At 66.9% G+C, this 19,009-nt stretch carries 15 protein-coding genes, 1 tRNA gene and 7 pseudogenes; 9 read left to right on the forward strand and 14 right to left on the reverse strand.

Going from position 1 to position 19,009, the window contains the following annotated elements; all coding sequences use genetic code 11:
- Positions 1-17 precede the first annotated feature (17 nt).
- From ROV93_RS19035 to ROV93_RS19050, 4 genes are all read left to right on the forward strand, one after another.
- Complete coding sequence (locus ROV93_RS19035; protein WP_072167680.1) at positions 18-401, forward strand: CopL family metal-binding regulatory protein; 384 nt, start codon at positions 18-20, stop codon at positions 399-401.
- A 75-nt stretch (positions 402-476) separates the two neighbouring features.
- Positions 477-2,288, forward strand: a complete 1,812-nt coding sequence (locus ROV93_RS19040; RefSeq protein ID WP_072167679.1) for a copper resistance system multicopper oxidase — start codon at positions 477-479, stop codon at positions 2,286-2,288.
- Positions 2,285-3,280 (forward strand): copper resistance protein B, encoded by a 996-nt coding sequence (locus tag ROV93_RS19045; protein WP_072167678.1) that lies wholly within the window; start codon positions 2,285-2,287, stop codon positions 3,278-3,280. The genes ROV93_RS19040 and ROV93_RS19045 overlap by 4 nt, the downstream gene beginning before the upstream one ends.
- 81 nt (positions 3,281-3,361) lie before the next feature.
- Complete coding sequence (locus ROV93_RS19050; protein ID WP_072167677.1) at positions 3,362-3,874, forward strand: GNAT family N-acetyltransferase; 513 nt, start codon at positions 3,362-3,364, stop codon at positions 3,872-3,874.
- Between the two features lie 87 nt (positions 3,875-3,961).
- On the opposite strand, the gene ROV93_RS19055 is transcribed toward ROV93_RS19050, so the two are convergent.
- The gene (locus ROV93_RS19055) at positions 3,962-4,282 is read right to left on the reverse strand and encodes a zf-TFIIB domain-containing protein (protein WP_061480338.1); all 321 of its coding nucleotides are present in this window, start codon (positions 4,280-4,282) and stop codon (positions 3,962-3,964) included.
- Between the two features lie 150 nt (positions 4,283-4,432).
- Between ROV93_RS19055 and ROV93_RS19060 the strand changes: the two are divergent.
- Together ROV93_RS19060 and ROV93_RS19065 are read left to right on the forward strand one after the other, a co-directional pair.
- A pseudogene (locus ROV93_RS19060) lies at positions 4,433-5,202 on the forward strand (CPBP family glutamic-type intramembrane protease).
- 92 nt (positions 5,203-5,294) lie between these two features.
- On the forward strand, positions 5,295-5,720 hold the full coding sequence (locus ROV93_RS19065) for a response regulator (protein WP_180890571.1): 426 nt from the start codon (positions 5,295-5,297) through the stop codon (positions 5,718-5,720).
- Positions 5,721-5,757: 37 nt separating this feature from the next.
- Here ROV93_RS19065 and ROV93_RS19070 read toward each other — a convergent pair whose 3' ends face one another.
- On the reverse strand, positions 5,758-6,696 hold the full coding sequence (locus tag ROV93_RS19070) for an alpha/beta hydrolase-fold protein (protein ID WP_072167675.1): 939 nt from the start codon (positions 6,694-6,696) through the stop codon (positions 5,758-5,760).
- A 127-nt stretch (positions 6,697-6,823) separates the two neighbouring features.
- A complete protein-coding gene (locus ROV93_RS19075; RefSeq protein WP_312540834.1) occupies positions 6,824-7,630 on the reverse strand; it encodes an alpha/beta hydrolase-fold protein in 807 nt (268 codons plus the stop codon).
- A 1,033-nt stretch (positions 7,631-8,663) separates the two neighbouring features.
- Between ROV93_RS19075 and ROV93_RS19080 the strand changes: the two genes are divergently transcribed.
- Together ROV93_RS19080 and ROV93_RS19085 are read left to right on the forward strand one after the other, a co-directional pair.
- Positions 8,664-8,816, forward strand: a complete 153-nt coding sequence (locus ROV93_RS19080; protein WP_227838078.1) for a hypothetical protein — start codon at positions 8,664-8,666, stop codon at positions 8,814-8,816.
- A gap of 82 nt (positions 8,817-8,898) precedes the next feature.
- Entirely contained in the window at positions 8,899-9,228 is a 330-nt protein-coding gene (locus ROV93_RS19085; protein WP_072167673.1) for a hypothetical protein, read from the forward strand.
- A 74-nt stretch (positions 9,229-9,302) separates the two neighbouring features.
- On the opposite strand, the gene ROV93_RS19090 is transcribed toward ROV93_RS19085, so the two are convergent.
- A tRNA-Lys gene (locus ROV93_RS19090) sits at positions 9,303-9,376 on the reverse strand.
- 167 nt (positions 9,377-9,543) lie between these two features.
- Between ROV93_RS19090 and ROV93_RS19095 the strand changes: the two are divergent.
- Positions 9,544-10,496 (forward strand): annotated as a pseudogene (locus ROV93_RS19095) (DUF2268 domain-containing putative Zn-dependent protease).
- A 77-nt stretch (positions 10,497-10,573) separates the two neighbouring features.
- On the opposite strand, the gene queC reads toward ROV93_RS19095, so the two are convergent.
- From queC to ruvB, 10 genes and pseudogenes are all read right to left on the reverse strand, one after another.
- A complete protein-coding gene (queC, locus tag ROV93_RS19100; protein WP_312540842.1) occupies positions 10,574-11,251 on the reverse strand; it encodes a 7-cyano-7-deazaguanine synthase QueC in 678 nt (225 codons plus the stop codon).
- A gap of 77 nt (positions 11,252-11,328) precedes the next feature.
- On the reverse strand, positions 11,329-12,030 hold the full coding sequence (gene queE, locus ROV93_RS19105) for a 7-carboxy-7-deazaguanine synthase QueE (protein ID WP_072167671.1): 702 nt from the start codon (positions 12,028-12,030) through the stop codon (positions 11,329-11,331).
- Between the two features lie 176 nt (positions 12,031-12,206).
- Complete coding sequence (ybgF, locus tag ROV93_RS19110) at positions 12,207-13,025, reverse strand: tol-pal system protein YbgF (RefSeq protein WP_019660125.1); 819 nt, start codon at positions 13,023-13,025, stop codon at positions 12,207-12,209.
- Between the two features lie 3 nt (positions 13,026-13,028).
- A complete protein-coding gene (gene pal, locus ROV93_RS19115; protein ID WP_005418510.1) occupies positions 13,029-13,547 on the reverse strand; it encodes a peptidoglycan-associated lipoprotein Pal in 519 nt (172 codons plus the stop codon).
- Positions 13,548-13,611: 64 nt separating this feature from the next.
- Positions 13,612-14,930 (reverse strand): annotated as a pseudogene (tolB, locus tag ROV93_RS19120) (Tol-Pal system beta propeller repeat protein TolB).
- 283 nt (positions 14,931-15,213) lie between these two features.
- Positions 15,214-16,268, reverse strand: a pseudogene (gene tolA / locus ROV93_RS19125) (cell envelope integrity protein TolA).
- Positions 16,258-16,686, reverse strand: a complete 429-nt coding sequence (gene tolR / locus ROV93_RS19130) for a protein TolR (RefSeq protein WP_005410751.1) — start codon at positions 16,684-16,686, stop codon at positions 16,258-16,260. The pseudogene tolA and the gene tolR overlap by 11 nt, the downstream one beginning before the upstream one ends.
- A 24-nt stretch (positions 16,687-16,710) precedes the next feature.
- A pseudogene (gene tolQ / locus ROV93_RS19135) lies at positions 16,711-17,486 on the reverse strand (protein TolQ).
- 10 nt (positions 17,487-17,496) lie between these two features.
- Positions 17,497-17,927, reverse strand: a pseudogene (gene ybgC, locus ROV93_RS19140) (tol-pal system-associated acyl-CoA thioesterase).
- Positions 17,917-18,952, reverse strand: a pseudogene (gene ruvB, locus ROV93_RS19145) (Holliday junction branch migration DNA helicase RuvB). The pseudogenes ybgC and ruvB overlap by 11 nt, the downstream one beginning before the upstream one ends.
- Positions 18,953-19,009: the final 57 nt, after the last annotated feature.

Consider the following 19,009-nt stretch of genomic DNA (forward strand, 5'->3'; position numbering starts at 1 on the left):
GCGGCTAAATTAGCGCCATGTCCCTGGCCTCGACCCTGCTCCGCGTCGTGCTCATGCTCAGCCTGTTGCTCAACGGGCTGAACGCGGCCATGGCCCGTGGTCACGAAGAAATGGGGCGGATGGCCCACGCCGCAGCCGCTGCTGTTGATGGCGGCACTGCCGACTGCCACCACCACGCCGGCACGCAGGCCGACCCGGCCCCGCAGGCCAAGGCCCCGGCCCACGACGCCCACTGCCAGATCAAGGACTGCGTGCGCAGCTGCGCCCAGCACCCGCTGCTGGTGGTGCAGCCGTTGCCGTTCATGGCCGGACCGGCACTGTCGCTGGCCCCGCAGCCGATGCCGGCCACCGGCCGGCCCGCGCCGCCGCTGCCGCCGATCTCACGCCCTCCCATCGGCTGATTCCACACGCACCGTGCGCCCTGCGCACCGCAGCCGGCCGCCTGCCGGCGTCTTTACGTGTCTGGAGTCACCACCATGAATACCCGCATCCCCCGCGGTCCGGGCGCTGTGCCCATGCCGTCGCGCCGCCTGTTCGTGCAGGGCCTGGCCGCCGGTGGCGTGGTTGCCGGCATCGCCGCTGTCGGCGTGCCGCAGCGCGCGCTCGCCGCCGCCACTGCCGCCCCACGCCTGGCCGGCGCCCCCGCCGTGCTCAGCGACACCCGCATCGAACTGGCCATCGGCGAATCGCTGGCCAACTTCACTGGCCGCACCCGTCCGGCGATCACCGTCAATGGATCGCTGCCGGCACCGATCCTGCGCTGGCGTGAAGGCCAGACGGTGGATCTGTTCGTGCGCAACGCCCTGGAACGCCACCCGACCTCGATCCATTGGCACGGCATCCTGCTGCCTGCGAACATGGACGGTGTGCCGGGACTGAGCTTCAATGGCATCGGCCCCGGTGAGACCTACCACTACCACTTCGAACTGAAGCAGTCGGGTACCTACTGGTACCACAGCCACTCGATGTTCCAGGAGCAGGCCGGCCTGTACGGCGCGCTGATCATCGACCCGGCCGAGCCGGCGCCCTACCAGCACGACCGCGAGCACGTGATCCTGCTGTCCGACTGGACCGACATGGACCCCGGCGCGCTGTTCCGGCGCATGAAGAAGCTCGCCGAGCATGACAACTACTACAAGCGCACCCTGCCCGACTTCCTGCGTGACGTGAAGCGCGACGGTTGGTCGGCCGCGTTGTCCGACCGTGGCATGTGGGGGCGGATGCGGATGACGCCCACCGACATCTCCGACATCAATGCGCACACCTACACCTACCTGATGAATGGCACCGCGCCGGCCGGCAACTGGACCGGGCTGTTCCGCAGCGGCGAGAAAGTACTGCTGCGCTTCATCAACGGCGCCTCGATGACCTACTTCGACGTGCGCATTCCCGGCCTGAAGATGACCGTGGTCGCCGCCGACGGCCAGTACATCCATCCGGTCAGCATCGACGAGTTCCGCATCGCGCCGGCCGAAACCTACGACGTGCTGGTGGAACCGACCGGGCAGGACGCGTTCACCATCTTCTGCCAGGACATGGGCCGTACCGGCTTTGCCGCCGGAACGCTGGCAGTCCGCCATGGCCTGCAGGCACCGATTCCCGCGCGCGACCCACGCCCGTTGCTGACGATGAGCGACATGGGGCACAACATGGGTAGTGGTGGCCATGGTGGCCATGACATGGCCGCGATGAAGGGCATGGAAGGCGGCTGCGGCGCCAGCATGGGCCACGGTGCGCACGGCGGTAGCGATGCCGCCAGCAAGGCACCGAAGCACCCGGCCAGCGAACGCAACAACCCGCTGGTGGACATGCAGAGCTCGGCCACCGAACCGAAGCTGGACGATCCCGGTATCGGCCTGCGCGACAACGGTCGCCAGGTACTCACCTACGGCGCGATGCGCAGCCTGTTCGAGGACCCCGATGGCCGCGAGCCGAGCCGCGAGATCGAGCTGCACCTGACCGGCCATATGGAGAAGTTCTCCTGGTCATTCGATGGCATTCCGTTCGCCAGCGCCGAGCCGCTGCGGCTGAACTACGGCGAGCGCATGCGCATCGTATTGGTCAACGACACCATGATGCAGCACCCGATCCACCTGCACGGCGTGTGGAGTGATCTGGAAAACGCGCAGGGCGAATTCCAGCTGCGCAAGCACACCATCGACATGCCACCCGGCACCCGCCGCAGTTACCGCGTGCGTGCCGATGCGCTCGGTCGCTGGGCCTACCACTGCCATCTGCTCTACCACATGGAAGCGGGCATGATGCGCGAAGTGAGGATCGAAGAATGAGCCACTCACTGCTTTCCCCCAGCCTGCTGGCCCTGGGCCTGGCCGCGGCATGGCCGGTATTCGCGCAGTCGCATGCTGGCCATGACATGGGCGCGATAGATCCGCCCGCAAAGACCGCCAACGCGCCGGCCGAACCGGTCGATCATTCGAAGATGGATCATTCGAAGATGGACATGGGCGCGGCGGATCACGCCGGCATGGACCACTCCACGATGGACCACTCGAAGATGGACCATTCACAGATGGACCACGAGGGGATGGGTCACGGCACGCCCGCACCGATCGAACCGCGCGAGCCGATCCCGGTTCCCACCGATGCCGACCGCGCTGCCGCATTCCCACCGATCGCGCACGATGCGATGGAGCATGCACCGCAGATCAACAGCCTGCTGCTGATCGATCGCCTCGAACACTGGGACGGCAAGAACAGCACCGGCCAGGCCTGGGAGGCCACCGGCTGGATCGGTGGCAACATCAACCGCCTGTGGTTGCGCACCGATGGCGAACGCAGCCGCGGCCGCACGGAATCGTCGTCACTGGAAGCACTGTATGGTCGCAGCGTATCGCCGTGGTGGGACGTGCTGGTCGGCGTGCGCCAGGACTTCCAGCCGGCCGACTCGCGCACCTGGGCGGCCATCGGCATCCAGGGCCTTGCACCGTACAAGTTCGAGAGCTCGGCAACGCTGTACATGGGTTCCGGCGGCCAGGTGCTGGCCAAGGCCGAGGTCGAGTACGACGTGCTGCTGACCAACCGCCTGATCCTGCAGCCGCTGCTGGAAGCCACCATCGCAGCCAAGGATGAACCGGAGTACGGCATTGGTCGCGGACTGAACAAGGTCGAAGCCGGGCTGCGCCTGCGTTATGAGTTCAGCCGCCGTTTCGCGCCGTACATCGGCATCAGCCACGAGCGCACGTTTGGCGACACCGCCGACTACGCCGGTGACCACGCGCGCGACACGCGTTGGGTGGCCGGCGTTCGCATGTGGTTCTGATCAGCGGAGTGTGAGCAACCGCCAGCCCCGGCAAACGCCGGGGCCGGCTACACTGCGCCACGTTCCAATGCAGGCTCCGCCATGTCGCTGCAGATCCGCCGCGCCACCCTTGCCGATGTCGACGCGCTGTCGGCCATCGCCATCACCACCTACAACGAAACCTGGGGCGACTCGTATCCGGCGCAGGAGCTGCAGGATTTCCTGCAGGCGCACTACAGCAGCGAACCGCAGCGCACCGAACTGTCCGACCCGCGCAGCGCGATCTGGCTGCTGATGGATGGCAACAACGTGGTCGGCTACCTGGCTGCCGGTGCCAACACCCTGCCGCATGCCGAGGCCTGCGAAGGCGACATCGAACTGAAGCGCTTCTACATCCTGGCCGACTACCAGAACGGCGGCCACGGCGCGCGCCTGATGGACGCGTTCATGGCCTGGCTGGACCAGCCGCAGCGCCGCACCCTGTGGGTGGGCGTCTGGGAGGAGAACTTCGGCGCGCAGCGCTTCTACGCGCGCTACGGCTGCAGCAAGGTCGGCGAGTACGACTTCATCGTCGGGGATACGCGCGACCGCGAGTTCATCCTGCGCCGGCTGTGACCATGCTGCACATGTAGAGTCGAGCCATGCTCGACTGCTTTGGCAATAGCCAGTCGAGCATGGCTCGACTCTACAAAAGCGAAGCACCTAGAAGTCGAACAACTCCGACAGGAAGCTGTCCTTCTTCTTTTTCTTGTACCCATGGCCGTACTGCTGGCCCCGGTTGTCCTCGTAGCGCTGGCCCAGGTGGCGGGTATCGCGATGCATCACCGGCGGCGGCGCAGCGGCCGGCTGTGCCTGCACAGGGGCGGGCGGCGGCACCGCAGCACCGGCGCCGGCACGTTCGATGATCTTGTCCAGCTCGCCACGGTCCAGCCACACGCCACGGCAACCGGGGCAGTAATCGATCTCGATGCCATGGCGCTCGGCCATCTGCAGGGTCTGGGTCTTGCACACGGGGCACAGCATGGGCATGGCTCCTGAAGGTCTGGCAACGACTCTACCTGCCCACGGATGACTGTGCGGCAACACATGACCGATGGCACAGGGACTTCCGGCGCGTGCCAGCGTCCTCGGCCGCCTTCCACACTGCACGCTGGTTCCGCAGGGAGTGCGTGCATGACCGTCCTGTCCCGCCTGCCCAACGCGGCGCGCCTGCTGCTGGTGCTCCTCGGCGTCGGCCTGGGCCTCAATCTGCGCGATGTCGCTGCGGCCGCAGGCGCGCGGATTCCCGCCTTGCCCATGCCCTACGGCGGCAGCCTGCTGGACAACGCACTGGCCGTGCTGCTGGCACTGCTGCTGGCCGCACTGCTGCGCCCCCATGGGGTAGGCCTGATGGCCAGCCTGGGGGCTGCGCGGCAACGGCTGGCGCGGCCCGATGTGGGTGCTGCTGGCCAGCCTGCCCTGCTGGCTGGGCCTGGCGCTGCTGGGCGACGCCCAACACCGCACTGACCACCCTGGATGCAACGATGCTCGCCGTGCTGTTCCCACTGGCCGAGGAAGTGCTGTTCCGCGGCCTCGGCTTCGTGTTGCTGGTGAAGCTCATGCGTGGCCCGTGGTCCCTGCTTGCGCTGCCGCAGGCGCTGCTGTTCGGTTGGGTGCACTGGCTGGGCTTCGGCGGCTTCGACGGCGGCGGCACTGCCCTGTTCGTCGGCGCGGTCATCGCACTGGGCGGCTTCATCTTCGCTTGGCTCGACCATCTGGACGGCGACACCCTGTGGTGCGGCCTGGTGCTGCATGTATCGATGAACATGGCGTGGAACGCGTTCAGCCTCGATGACGCCGTCGCGCTGGGCTGGCAGGCCACCAGCCTGCGTATCGGCACCGCGCTGCTGGCGGTGGCGGTGCTGGCCTGGCAGGTACGCCGCCGGCAGCAGCATCGGCTGTAACGCCCACTTAGCCTGGCGTGCACGCCGGGATCACCCCGGCTTGCGCATACTTGCGCGCCTTCTGCTCCCCTGTTGTCCGGAGTTGCCGCGTCATGTTGCTGTCCAAGCGCTTTGTGGAACCGCGCGTCCTGCTGATCGAGGACGCCGAGGAAACCCAGGAACTCAGCCGCCTCGCCCTGGAAAGCCAGGCCTGCCAGGTCACCGCTGTCAGCAGTGCCGAGGCCGCGCTGGGCCTGCTCAACGCCGGCGAGCCGTTCGACCTGCTGTTCACCGACGTCTGCCTGGGCGGGATCAGCGGCATCGAAACCGCCAACCGCGTGCGCGAGCATCTGCCGCAGCTGCCGATCCTGGTCACCTCCGGCATGGACCAGCATCATGTGCTGCCGCAGCTGCGCGCCGACATCCACTTCCTGCCCAAGCCGTACAGCATGAGCGAGCTGCTCGATGCCATCCGCCTGTGCTTCCGCCATGCAGCGGATGCCACGTTGATGCCGCCGCCGCAGGCCAGCGCGGCCTGAGGCAATCATTCACGCATGGCGTGGATTGAACCTGCAATCAACCGCTGCTGTACGGTCCGGTACCCGGGAACACCTTCAGCAGCGCGCGGGTGATCATGTCCGGATACACGGTGAAGTGATCCTGGTCATCGATCACCATGTTGTCCACCGTCAACGAGCGCCCGTTGGCGCGCAGCTGCTCGGCGAATTCGGCGTTGTGGCGCAGCATGTCGTTGCGGGTGAAATAGCGCGGCTCCGGCTTCACCGTTTCGAAGCTGCCGATCGACAGCACCACCGTGGTCGGCTGCGTGGGCGCCTTGGCCTCGGCCTGCATGCGCGGCACCCGATGGTTGTCGAACCACAGCGACGGGCTTGACAGGATGTAGGTGCGGAACATGTCTGGGCGCGTGGTCAGCACGTAGGCACCGAACAAGCCACCATAGGAATGACCGGCATAGGCGCGCCGCGCCGGATCAGTGCGGTAGCGCGCATCGATCATCGGCAGCACCTGCTCAGCGAGGAAATCACGGTAGTGCGCCGCGCCGCCGTAGCTGACGTCGTCGCTGTAGTCACGCGGATCGGTGCGCGCCGGATCGCTGGGCGTGTAATCGCGCGAGCGGCTCTGCTTGGACGTCAGGCCTTCCTGCGGCGGCAGCCCGACCAGGATGAAATCCTCGAGGTTCACGCCCTTCTGCCCCACCATGTTGCGCACGCTGCGCACCAGCGGGAAGGTGTACAGCGCATCGGTCACATACAGCACCGGATAGCGCTTCTCTGGATGCGCCGCGTAGTCAGCCGGCAGTGCTACCCAGATCGGATAATCGCGGCCCACCGGATCGTGCACGCGCAGCGCTTCGGTATCCGGCAGCACCACGCCCGGCACAGCGGTGGCCGCGCTTTCTTTCGCTTCATTCTGCGTTGCCGGTGGCGCCACCGACATCGCACAGCTACTCATGGCCAGGCAGGCCGCCATACTCCATCCACGCACACGCTGCATCCACACTCTCCCATTGCGGGCGGCGCACCGCATGGCACCGCTGCCGCATCCTTGCATGGCGTGCAGCCCGGTGCCAGTGCGGTCAGGGCGAGGCCGGCGGTGGTGCCGGGAACAGCGTGCGCAGCGCCTACATTGCGGCCGGGTGATAGAGGGTCGCGTGGGTTTCCTCCGGCAGTGGCAGGTACTTCACCAGCGGCGACGGCGAGGCGTGCTGCAGCAATGCGGCTAGTCGTGCGGCAGAGGCGGCCAGCTCCGGCTGCCCGCTGCTGGCCAGGAATACGTGCGGCTGCGCACGCGTCACCGCAGGCAACTGCTTGGCCACTCCGGCCAGCATCGCGCCGCGGTTCCACCACAGGCTGGGATCCAGCGCGATGTAGCTGTTGAACAGCGCCGGTTCCTGCAGCAGCGTCTCAACCACGAACAGGCCGGCCAGCGACTCACCGATCAGCGCGCGCTCGTCGGTGGTCGGGTAGCGCTGGCGTACCTGCGGCATCAGTTCATCGCGCAGAAACGTGCGGTAGGCCGCGGAACCCCCAATGCGCGGCGCGATCTTCTGGTCCTGCGGATCGCTGCTGGGGCCGGTCATGTCGCGACGGCGCTCGGTGTTCTCGATGCCGACCAGCAGGAACGGGCGCATGCTGCCATTGCCGCTCAGCACCTGCACCAGTCCTGCCACGTGCAGGAAGTCCTCATCGATGCCGCCGTCGGGCATGTAGATCACCGGCAGCGGTGTTTTCGGGTCCAGGCCCCACGGCTGCGGGCGGTAGACGTTGATGCGGCGGGTCTCGCCCAGCGCCTTCGACTCAACGGTGAAGGTCTCGCCGATCACCAGCGGGGTTGCGGCCGCTGATTGTACGGACGGCGCCGGTTCGGCGGCCATCAACGGCGCGACGGAGACGGCGGACAACAACAGCGACAGCATGATCAAGCGCATGGGGTGACCCGTCCTGGGAAAGAGGCCGAGCATAGCGCCCAGCGGCAGGCATTGGCGGCTTCTGCACGCTCAGCATCCCTGCCAGATGCATAGATCCATGCCATGCGGGGGATGACCTCCCCGCGCGCAACCGGGTACGGCTCGGTTTCCCATGCGAATCGCAGCCGAGCATGGCTCGGCTCTACAACAGTTCAACCGTCGCGGATGGGACGGATCACTGTAGAGCCGAGCCCACGCTCGGCTCAGCCCACCGCGCAAACCGCAGCCGAGCATGGCTCGGCTCTACAACACCTTGGACGTCGCAGATGCACCGATTTTTGAGTGCGTGACCCGCTGTTCCGCACCACCACGGCTGGCAAACGTGGCGCGCACTTTCCACGTTCCCCACCACGGCAAACGTGCCGTCAGCGGCAGTTACCGACATTGTCCAACGCGACCGACCGAGCGCATGAGCACATGCGTCGCGCCCTGTCGCTTGCTGCGTCGGCGCGGCCTGCGCCACCATCGTCGCGCGCCTGGATTCCGCATCGTTCTTCGGAAAATCCTCATTGAGCTCCAGGCGCAGGCGTAAACACCATACTGCGCCACCGACAACGGGTGGCAGCGGGCCTGCAAGCCCGTAATGACATTCACGCTGTTGTTTGCGCTCACCCGCCGACACTGTCTTTGGACCGTGCCGGCGGGTGATCCGTCGGCCTTCATGGCGGGCGGTGCGTGGGGGTCTTCGGACCCGCCGGCTACTACGTGATGTCATTCCGGCTTGCAGCCACGCATCGCCTGCCACCCGCCCTGCGCGGTGGCACGCCCACTCCAGAGCTGAGGAAGCCGAGATGACCGACCGTCCGCCCTATGCTTCATACGCCGCCAGCACCCACGATGACGACGACAACCCTGCGCCCGAACTGAGCACGTTTCTGGCTGCCTCAAACGCATCCGCGCGGGCGAAGGCGCCGATGGCCTGCCCTGGCCTGAAACCAGCCTATCTGCGGGGCGCGGGGTTGCCCTGTCGCGGGTGGAACGAGCCGCCATTGGCATGCTGACCGTGGCGGAAATGCTGCACGCCGCCGACCGCTGCCGAGCAATGGCCACGCCGGACCGGCATCTGGATGCCGGCGTGGTTGAAGGGCTGTTCTTTGCCTGCCGCAGTCTGGCCGAGCTGGTGTGCCGGGACGTGCGGCCGGAGTAGCCTACCCTGTACTGCAAACCGGGCCATACTGGGGCCGGACCGGCCGGTACCGGGTCCCATCGAAACCTACAAGGAGGTTTGCGTGTTGAATGTCGTGATCGTTGCCGCGCTGGCTGCTGGCCCCGCTGCGTCCGTACCGTATGCCGATTGCCTGCTGGGCAATATCCAGCCCGGGCTGTCCGATCATGCTGTGCAACTGGTACAGCGGGCGTGTGCGGCGAAGCATCCAGACAGTTTCCTTGCCTCGCTGGAACTGGAACGCGCCTACAGCGCCCAGCGGCAGGCGCGGTTCGATGCGGATCGTGCTGCGGCGGAGCGGGCTGCGAATGCCGCCGCCAATGCTGCAGCCGTTGCCACGCAGGTGGCGGCGGAACGCGAGGCGGCGCGGGCGCGCGGCGCCAAGGCGAAATAGGCATTTTGCGGGCAACAACACAAAAGGCACCGCTGAGCGGTGCCTTTTTGAATGACTTGGGTCATTGACCGCATTGGTGGGCCGTGAAGGATTCACCTTCGACCAAAAGATTAAAAGTCTTCTGCTCTACCGACTGAGCTAACGGCCCATTGCACTGCCCCAGCCTTTCGGCGGGGTGGGCATTCTACCCTACTTTGGCCGGTCGCGTGAAACCCGGGTGTGTCGAGGATGCCGGCCAGCGGCCGGCACTACCAGCGGCTTAAACCTTTCGGGCCATTGTCGCATCCCATCTGTGATCCTTTCCCGGAGCCATGGATGCGTCTGATCGCCAGCCTGCTTGCCGCCCTGCTGCCCTGCGCAGCCCTGGCCGCCCCGCCCCAGGTCGTCACCGACGACATCGCCCGCTTCTGGGCCACCTATGATGCGGTGCGCGCCGAACCCGATGGCGAACGCCGGGTGGCGCTGGTCCAGCAACGCTACATCGATCCCGGCAGCCCCGGGCTGCATGCGCTGATGCAGGTGCGCCACTACACTGCCCGCGAATACGCCGTGGCCATGTGGGCGTGGCCGCGCTTCTGGACGTCGGTGCGGCCGCTCACCGCCAACGCACAGCTCGCCAGCGCCACGCTGGAGCGCGACCTGACTGCGTTCCGGGCGCTCTACCCGGCACTGCGTCCAGCCACCATCACCTATGCAGTGGGCGTGCTGCGCACAGGCGGCACCACGCTGGGCAACAAGGTATTGATCGGCGCGGAGATGGCGCTCGGCGATGAGCGCGTGGACGTGAGCGAGCTGCCCGAGCCGATGCGCAGCCGCCTGCGGATCTTCTACGACAGCCGCCCCGGTGCGAACAACGCGCAGAACAACCTGCACGAATACGTGCATACCCAGCAGCGCGAGACCACCGGCAGCCTGGCCCAGTACGCGGTACGCGAAGGCGTGGCCGAATACGTGACAGAGCGCATCAGCGGGCGCCGCCCGGCGTTGCCGCTGTACACCTATGGGCCAGCGCACGAAGCGGAAATCCGCGCGCGCTTCCGTGCGGAGATGCACGGGGACAACCTGGACAACTGGCTGTACAACAGCGCGCGCAATCCGTTCGGGGTGGTGACCTGGGCTACTACGCCGGCTACCGTATCGCGCAGGAGTACATGCGCCAGCAGGCCGACGAGAAGGCCGGTATCGCGCGGATGATTGAGTTGGACTATGCCGATCCGGCTGCGGTGCGGGCCTTCATCGAGGCATCGGGATGGTTGCAGGCCCGCTAGGTCAAGGAGTGCGGACCAACGGTTGGCACCACCGAGGGAGTGATTGCCCCACCGGGGAAGCCGGCCAGCGGCCGGCTCTACCAGGCGCGGTCAGGCGTACCGCGTGGGGTCGGGACGCCGGCTTCGGCGAAACCCTGCGCGCGCAGGCGGCAGGCGTCGCAGTGGCCACAGGCAGCGCCGTTGGCGTCGGCGTTGTAGCAGGACACGGTCAGGCCGAAGTCCACGCCCAGGCGCACGCCTTCGCTGACGATCTGGCCCTTGCTGAGGAACTGCAGCGGGGCATGCACCTTGATGCCGGCGCCTTCCACGCCCGACTTTGTGGCCAGGTTGGCCAGCGCCTGGAACGCGGCCACGAACTCGGGGCGGCAGTCCGGGTAGCCGGAGTAGTCGACAGCGTTGACGCCGCAGAAGATGTCATTGGCACCGAGCACTTCGGCCCAGCCCAGCGCCAGCGACAGCATGATGGTATTGCGCGCCGGCACGTAGGTGACCGGAATGCCGGCTCCGCCCGCCTCCGGTACGTCGATGTCATCGGTCAGCGCCGAGCCACCGATGCTGCGCAGGTCCACGTCCACGGTCTTGTGCGCGACCACGCCCTGGGCCTTGGCCACGCGGGCTGCGGCATCCAGTTCGGAGGTGTGGCGCTGGCCGTAGCGCACGCTCAGGGCATGCACGGCAAAGCCCTGTTCCTGGGCCATGGCGATGACGGCGGCTGAATCCATGCCGCCGGAGAGAAGCACGACTGCCTTCTTCATGGGAAATCTTCCGGTTGGGAGGGGAAAGCCAGCACGCTGTCCCGCGCCGGAGCTACATCAGGGAACGCTGCGCCGGCTCATCGGCCCGGCTCGTCGTTCCACAGGATTTTATGCAACTGCATCTGGAAGCGCACCGGCAGCCGGTCTTCGACGATCCAGTCGGCCAACTGCCGCGCGCTGATCTCGCCCTTGCTCGGCGAGAAGAACACGGTGCAACGCTCCACCAGGCCGTGCTCGGCGACCATGGCCTTGGCCCAGTCGTAGTCCTCGCGGTTGCAGATGACGAACTTGATCTGGTCGCGGACGGTCAGCAGCGGCAGGTTTTCCAGGCGATTGCGGACGGCTTCGGCCGAGCCCGGCGTCTTGATGTCGACCACGCGCGACACGCGCGGGTCCACTGCACTGACATCCAGCGCGCCGGAGGTTTCCAGCGAGACATCCATGCCCGCATCGCACAGCTTCTGCAGCAGCACCAGGCAGCGCTTCTGCGCCAGCGGCTCGCCGCCGGTCACGCAGACGTGGCGGACGCCCTGGGCCAGCACCTCGGCCACGATGTCGTCGATGTCCCACCAGGTGCCGCCGTGGAAGGCATAGGCGGTGTCGCAGTACTGGCAGCGCAGCGGGCAGCCGGTCAGGCGCACGAACACGGTCGGCCAGCCGGCGGTATCGGCCTCGCCTTGCAGCGAGGTGAATATCTCGGTGATCTTCAGGCGCGGCAGCGGCGACTGCACGATGTCGCTGGGGGTGGCGACGGCGTTTGACGGGGTAACGGCGGTCATGGCGGGTACTTCTTGGTGGGACACGTGGCGGGTGGGCTACCGTGGCCGGTAACGAAAGCAGCCGAGCATGGCTCGGCTCTACAACAGCAACCGGACGGCTTTGCTGGTCCGGAAACGAAAGCAGCCGAGCGTGGGCTCGGCTCTACAGGCGACCTATTGTACGCCCGCTCAGCGGATCAGCGGATCTGCTTGCCCAGGCGGATGGACTGCAGGCGGTCCTGCGCGGTGCGCGCGGCGTCCGAGCCGGGGTACTGCGCCACGACGGTCTCCAGCGTCTGCTGGGCCTGGTCGACCTTTCCCTCGCCGTACTGCGAGAGGCCGATCTTGAGCAGGCCGCCCGCGGCCTTGTCGTGGGTCGGATAGCGCGAGAGCAGCTCTCGGAACTGGGTCTCGGCCATCGGGAAATTGCGGGTGGCGTAGTAGCTCTCGCCCAGCCAGTACAGCGCGTTCGGCGCGTACACGCCGTTCGGGTACAACTCCAGGAAGCTCAGGAACAGCTGCGCCGAATCGTCGTACCTGCCGGCCTTCAACGCATCGAAGGCAACGTTGTAGGAGGTGCGCTCGTCGCCGGTGGCGGCAAGGCTGCCAGCATCACCATGGACCGAAGGCGGCCGCTCGGAAGTGGCCGCCGCTGCGGGTTTTGCCGGGGCCGGTGCGGCCTTCGGCGCGCTCGCCGGAACGGGCGGCAGGGCCGGGGCGGCGTTGCCCCCTTCCAACCGGTTCAGGCGGCTGTCCAGATCCAGGTACTGGTCCTGGGCGGACTGCTTGAGCTGGGCGTTGTCATGCTGCAACTGCTCGATCGAGGCCTGCAGGCTGGTGACCTGCTGCCGCAGCTGATTGATCTGGTTCAACAGGTCCTGGTTGGCACTGTTGTTGTACATCTGCTGCTCGAGCGCGCCGACACGGTCAGCCAGGCTCTGTCGCTGTGCGTGCGCCGGTGCGGCAGCCACGAGGGCTGCCGCAACGACCAGCATCAGTTTGATGCCAATGCGCATGGATTACTGCGCGGTGTAGACGATTTCGACGCGACGGTTCTGCGACCAGCACGACTCGTTCGACTCGGTGCAGACCGGACGCTCTTCACCGTAGGACACGACGGTCAGCTGCGAAGCCGAACCACCGTTGGCCTGCAGGGCCGAGCTGACGCCGTTGCCACGACGCTCACCCAGGGCCTGGTTGTACGCGCGCGAACCGCGCTCGTCGGTGTGGCCCTGCAGGGTGATGCGCGAGGACGGACGGTCACGCAGGTACTTGGCGTGGCACGCCATGATGGCCTGGAATTCCGGCTTCACGTCTTCCTTGTCCAGGTCGAAGTAGACAACGCGCTGGCGCAGGCAGGCGTCGGTGTCCAGATCGCCCGGGCCGTACAGGCCGGAGGTCGACGGACCGGTCGGGGTGGTGGTCGAGGTGCCGGTGTCGACCGGGGCTGCCGGCTCTTCCTTCACCTTCTTCGAGCAACCGGCCAGGACGGCCACAGACAGCAGGGAAACAAGCAGAACGCGGGTGGACTTGTTCATGGCGATACCTTTGTGGCTCCTAAGCCGATGAGGGGTTCAAGACAACGAAAATATTAACACTCTTTTAGCGCTGGGTACGGTATGGGGACCATGCCGGTTCGCGCACATCACCGTCGGCCAGGACCAGGCGCTGGCGAACCCGCGCATCGGCCGAAACGGCATACAACACACCACGGCCACCTTCGCGGGCGGCGTACAGCACCATGCTTGCGTTGGGCGCAAAGCTCGGAGATTCATCCAGCGAACCCGGGGACAGCGTGCTCCAGCGGGGCGACCCCAGCGAGCTGTCCATCATCGCGATCTTGTAGCTGTTGCCCGAGCCCTGGGCGACGGCGATCTTCTTGCCATCGTAGGACACCGAGGGCTTGGCATTGTAGTTGCCCTGGAAGGTGACGCGCTCGGCGCTGCCGCCACCGGCACCGACCTTGTAGACCTGCGGACGGCCGCCGCGATCGGAGGTGAAGTACACCGCGCTGCCGTCCGGCGCCCAGGTCGGCTCGGTATCAATGGCGAAGTGGTTGGTCAGCTGGGTCAGCTGCTTGCTGCCCAGGTCCATCACGTAGATTTCCGGGTTACCGGAGCGCGACAGGGTCAGGGCCAGCTTGCGGCCATCCGGCGAGAACGCCGGGGCGCTGTTGATGCCGCGGAAGCTGGTGACCAGCTCGCGCGCTCCAGTGCCGATGTTCTGGATGTAGATGGCCGAATTGCCACGCTCGAAGCTGACGTAGGCCAGCTTGCTGCCATCCGGACTCCACGACGGCGACAGCAGCGGCTCGGCCGAGCGCACGATGGTCTGCGGGTTGAAGCCATCGGAATCGGCCACCATCAGCGCGTAGCGCATGGCGTCGCCCTTGCCACTGGCGGTCACGTAGGCGATGCGAGTCCAGAAGGCGCCGCGCACACCGGTGATCTTTTCGTAGATGGCGTCGGCCATCTGGTGGGCAACGTCGCGCATGGCGTTGCCACGGGCGGTCATCGCCAGGCCCAGCAGGCGCTCGCCCTTGGGCGACGTCGAACAGTTCGTACTCGACGCGGTAGGCACCCGCACCGGCATCAAGCACGCGGCCGACCACGATGTAGTTCTGCTTCAGCGCGCGCCAGGTCGCGAACTGGATATCCCCCCGCACGGGCTTCTCGACGATCTGCGCTTCCGGCAGCGTGCGGAACTGACCCGAACGCTCCAGATCGGCACGGACCACGCCGGCGACGTCGGTCTGCGGAGCGGCCGACGAACCCTGATAGGGCATCGGCACGATGGTGATCGGCAGCGCGGAGGCATTGCCGCCGATGATGTCGATATCCAGCCCCTTCTGCTGCGCGACAGCAGCAAAGGGCAGCAACAGGGGCCGCAAACACGGCAAGCCAGCGAGGCATCTTTTTCATGGAGCGCTCAATAAGGGGAAACCGGAACGAGGGATAACAAAGCGGGAGTGAACCGCTTCGCAATCATGAACCAAGGGTACGTGAATTCCGGGTCAGTTCCAGCCCGTCTTCTCACGCACCGTTAACGTCGTGGCTAGCATCGCACCGTCTGCCCTGGTCACGCCGCCCCGGAGGACGGTGTTCGACAGCAGCCCACAGCCTGCCCGGTCGAAACCGAGCACACCAGAGGCAAGCGCGACAACCGTGGGCGCGGGTGGCTCGAGAGCCGCCCCGGCCCGCCGCCTCAGCGATCTTGGGCAGTAAACGTGAAGTTGAGCGTGCGTGCGAACACCGACTCGAAGCCACGGTACGGCAGCGGCTGCGCGTTGAGCACGGCGGCCTCGATCGAACGCTTGCCGGCCTCGTCGTACGGGCAGTTCGGGCTGACCTTGGCCTGCATCACCGTGCCACCCGGAATCTGGGTGATGGTGATCTGGCAGCGCTGGCCCAGCGGCACCGTGTCCGGCCGCACCCACTGCGACAGCACCTTGGCCTGGATCGCCGCGGCGTACTTGGCCGAAAGATCATCGCTGTTGCCACCACCACCGGCGGCCGGCTGGGACGCACCGCTGGAACCGGCGGCGGCACTGCCCGCGGCATTGCGCGCGGCGGCGACCTGGCGCAGCTTCTGCTCAGCCAGCTTGGCTTCCTTTTCGGCCTGTTCGCGGCGGCGCGGATCTCGGCGATCTTCTTCTGCTTCTCGGCCTCGGCCTTGTCCGCAGCCTGACGCGCCTGATCGGCCAGCTTCTTCTTCGCGTCTTCTTCCTGCTGCTTGGCCAGGCGCAGCTTCTGCTCGGCCTCTTCCTGGCGCTTGCGTTCGGTCAGGTCGATCTGCTCCTGGCGGCGCTTGGCTTCCTGCTCCTGCCTGGCCTTCTCCTGCGAGATGGCCAACGCGCTGACCGCTTCCTGGTCCTTGGTATCCGGCTGCGCGACACGCTCCTGTGCCTGTTGCTGCTGCGGCGTGGGGGCGTCCTGTGGGCGCGGCTCGGGAATCGGCTGTGGCGGCGGAATGGTGTCTTCCGGCACCGGAACCGGCTCGGCCACCGGCGGCGGCAGGTCCTCCAGCTTTTCGGACTGGCGCAGGGCCTGGCGGGCGGCGGACGCTTCGGACGCGGACAGCGCCAGGCTGGCCTCCACCGACGGATCACCGGCGGCGGCGTCGGTGTTGCGCTCGGGCGACCAGAACCAGGCCACGATGAAGACCAGCGCGACCAGCAGGTGCACCAGCAACGCCAGCGCCAGGGGCAGGCCCCAGCCGGGTTCGCGCTGCTGCGGAGGTGGCAGGGCGTCAGCGTGCATCGGTGGCCAGGCCTACCTTGTCTACCTTGGCGCGCTTGATGACATCCATCGCGGCGATGACCTTTTCATAGGCCACGGCACGGTCGGCGGCGACGATCACGCGCACGCCCTTGTCCTGGGCGGCGATGCCGGCCAGGCGGCCTTCCAGTTCCTCGGCCGACACGGCGGTCGGCTCCTTGGCGTCGGGCAGCTTCAGGCTGAGCTGGCCGTCCTGGCGCACCGAGACGATCACCGGGTCCTGCTTGCTTTCCAGCGCCTTGGCGTTGGATTGCGGCAGGTCGACGTCGAAGCTCAGGGTGAGCAGCGGCGCGGTGACCATGAAGATGATCAGCAGCACCAGCATGACGTCGATGTAGGGAACGACGTTGATTTCCGATTTCAGCTTGCGGCGCTTGCGGCGACCGATGGCAGCGGACATGGCTTGGACTCCCGGGTCAGGCGCTTACTCGTCGCCAGCGCTCTGGCGCTGCAGGATGGAGCTGAACTCTTCGGCGAAGGTCTCGAACCGCACCGACATGCGCTCCACGCGGGTGGTGAAGCGGTTGTAGGCCCACACCGCCGGGATCGCCACGAACAGGCCGATGGCGGTGGCGAACAGGGCTTCGGAGATGCCTGGCGCGACGGCGGCGATACCGGCCTACCGCCGCTGATCATGTCGTGCATGGTCACCATGATGCCGAACACGGTACCGACCAGGCCCACGTACGGGGCAGTCGAACCGATGTTGGCCAGCAGTTCCAGGTTGCGCTCAAGCTGGTCCACTTCGCGGGTGTAGGTGGTGCGCATGGCACGCTGCGCGCCTTCCAGCTGCGCACGGCCATCCAGGCGGCGCTTGTCGCGCAGGCGGGTGTACTCGCGGAAACCAGCTTCGAAGATGGCTTCCAGGCCGGTCACGCTGCGGCTGCGGTCGGTGGCGGCGCTGTACAGCTTGCCCAGGTCGGCGCCGGACCAGAAGCGGTTCTCGAACTCGTCAGCTTCGCGGGTGGCCTGCTTGAACACGCGGGCCTTGCGGAAAATGATCACCCAGCTGACGAACGAGCCGACCAGCAGCAGCAGCACGATGATCTTCACCGGCAGGCTGGCCTTGGCCATCAGTTCGAGGTAGTTGATGCCGCCGCCGGTGGTGGCCTGGGCAAGGGTCTGTGTCGCGGCGTTGCTGACGTCGGCCGGCAGTGCCTCGGTGACCGTGGCCTGCAGGGCCAGGAGCGTTGCGATCATCCGTTGTTCCTCAGTGTTCGGATTCGGGGTGGAGGTGGGGTTGCAGCATGGCAAGGACGGCCTCGTCCATGCCACGCGGGCGGAAACTGGCCGCTTCCAGTGCGGCGATGCGGACCCGGGCCGACAGCAGCAGCTCGCCGTCGCGCAGGATCTGCTGGTCGAAGACCATGCTGGCCTTCTTCAGCTGGACCAGGCGGGCGCTCACCTGCAGGGTGTCATCCAGCCGTGCCGGCTTGATGAAATCCATCTGCATCGAGCGCACCGCGAAGACCATCCCATGCTCGGCGCGCATGCGCTCCTGGCCGTAGCCGAGCGCACGCATCCATTCGGTCCGGCCCGTTCCATGAAGGCCACGTAGCGGGCGTGGTAGACCACGCCGCCTGCGTCGGTATCTTCCCAGTAAATGCGTGTCGGCCAACTGAATAGTGGCTCAACCGACATCGGGAACCTCCGCGAACAGATCCTGCGGCGGGTTCTTCGGCTTCAGGCCCATGTGCCGGTAGGCCTTGTGGGTGGCCATGCGACCGCGCGCGGTGCGCACCAGGAAGCCCTGCTGGATCAGGTACGGCTCGACCACGTCTTCCAGCGTGCCGCGCTCCTCGGACAGCGCCGCGGCCAGCGACTCGATGCCGACCGGGCCGCCATCGAAGTAGTCGACCAGGGTCTTGAGCAGGCGCCGGTCGAGCTCGTCGAAGCCTTCCGGATCAACCTTGAGCATCTTCATCGCGGCCTGCGCCACGGCCTCGTCGATGTGGCCGCCCGCCTTCACCTGCGCGTAGTCGCGCACGCGGCGCAGCAGGCGGTTGGCGATACGCGGGGTGCGCGCGCGCGCCGCGCGATCTCGCCGGCGCCGTCGGCGGTGCAGTCGATGCCGAGAATGGTGGCCGAGCGGCGCACGATCCGGGTCAGCTCCTCGACGCTGTAGAACTCCAGCCGCTGGACGATGCCGAAGCGGTCGCGCAGCGGCGCGGTCAGCAGGCCGGCGCGGGTGGTGGCACCGATCAGGGTGAACGGCGGCAGGTCGATCTTGATCGAACGGGCCGCGAGGCCTCACCGATCATGATGTCGATCTGGAAGTCTTCCATCGCCGGGTACAGCACTTCCTCGACCACCGGCGACAGGCGGTGGATCTCATCCACGAACAACACGTCGTGCGGCTGCAGGTTGGTCAGCAGCGCGGCCAGGTCGCCGGCCTTCTCGATCACCGGGCCGGAGGTCACCCGCAGGGCCACGCCCAGTTCGTTGGCGATGACGTGGCTGAGCGTGGTCTTGCCCAGGCCGGGCGGCCCGAAGATCAGCACGTGGTCGAGCGCGTCGCCGCGTCCCTTGGCCGCTTCGATGTAGATCTCCATCTGCTCGCGCACCGGGGCCTGGCCGAGATAGTCGGCCAGGCGCTTGGGGCGGATGCTGGCGTCGGCGGCGTCATCCTCGCGGGTGGCGGCGCCGATGATGCGGTCGTCGGTCATACCGTGATTATGCGGTAAATGGTTGCATTCCGGGGCCGGAAGCACGGTAGTGCCGGC

It is taken from the genome of Stenotrophomonas maltophilia group sp. msm4, from assembly GCF_032025605.1.
Lineage (GTDB): Bacteria > Pseudomonadota > Gammaproteobacteria > Xanthomonadales > Xanthomonadaceae > Stenotrophomonas > Stenotrophomonas sepilia.

Excerpts from the sequence above, each read along its gene's own strand:
- ROV93_RS19070 (WP_072167675.1), bottom strand. The coding sequence starts at position 6,696 with ATGCAGCGTGTGCGTGGATGGAGTATGGCGGCCTGCCTGGCCATGAGT.
- ROV93_RS19035 (WP_072167680.1), top strand. The coding sequence starts at position 18 with ATGTCCCTGGCCTCGACCCTGCTCCGCGTCGTGCTCATGCTCAGCCTG.
- ROV93_RS19040 (WP_072167679.1), top strand. The coding sequence starts at position 477 with ATGAATACCCGCATCCCCCGCGGTCCGGGCGCTGTGCCCATGCCGTCG.
- queC (WP_312540842.1), bottom strand. The coding sequence starts at position 11,251 with ATGAAGAAGGCAGTCGTGCTTCTCTCCGGCGGCATGGATTCAGCCGCC.
- tolR (WP_005410751.1), bottom strand. The coding sequence starts at position 16,686 with ATGTCCGCTGCCATCGGTCGCCGCAAGCGCCGCAAGCTGAAATCGGAA.
- ROV93_RS19045 (WP_072167678.1), top strand. The coding sequence starts at position 2,285 with ATGAGCCACTCACTGCTTTCCCCCAGCCTGCTGGCCCTGGGCCTGGCC.
- pal (WP_005418510.1), bottom strand. The coding sequence starts at position 13,547 with ATGAACAAGTCCACCCGCGTTCTGCTTGTTTCCCTGCTGTCTGTGGCC.
- ROV93_RS19080 (WP_227838078.1), top strand. The coding sequence starts at position 8,664 with ATGCTGACCGTGGCGGAAATGCTGCACGCCGCCGACCGCTGCCGAGCA.
- ROV93_RS19050 (WP_072167677.1), top strand. The coding sequence starts at position 3,362 with ATGTCGCTGCAGATCCGCCGCGCCACCCTTGCCGATGTCGACGCGCTG.
- ROV93_RS19075 (WP_312540834.1), bottom strand. The coding sequence starts at position 7,630 with ATGCGCTTGATCATGCTGTCGCTGTTGTTGTCCGCCGTCTCCGTCGCG.
- ROV93_RS19065 (WP_180890571.1), top strand. The coding sequence starts at position 5,295 with ATGTTGCTGTCCAAGCGCTTTGTGGAACCGCGCGTCCTGCTGATCGAG.
- ybgF (WP_019660125.1), bottom strand. The coding sequence starts at position 13,025 with ATGCGCATTGGCATCAAACTGATGCTGGTCGTTGCGGCAGCCCTCGTG.
- queE (WP_072167671.1), bottom strand. The coding sequence starts at position 12,030 with ATGACCGCCGTTACCCCGTCAAACGCCGTCGCCACCCCCAGCGACATC.
- ROV93_RS19055 (WP_061480338.1), bottom strand. The coding sequence starts at position 4,282 with ATGCTGTGCCCCGTGTGCAAGACCCAGACCCTGCAGATGGCCGAGCGC.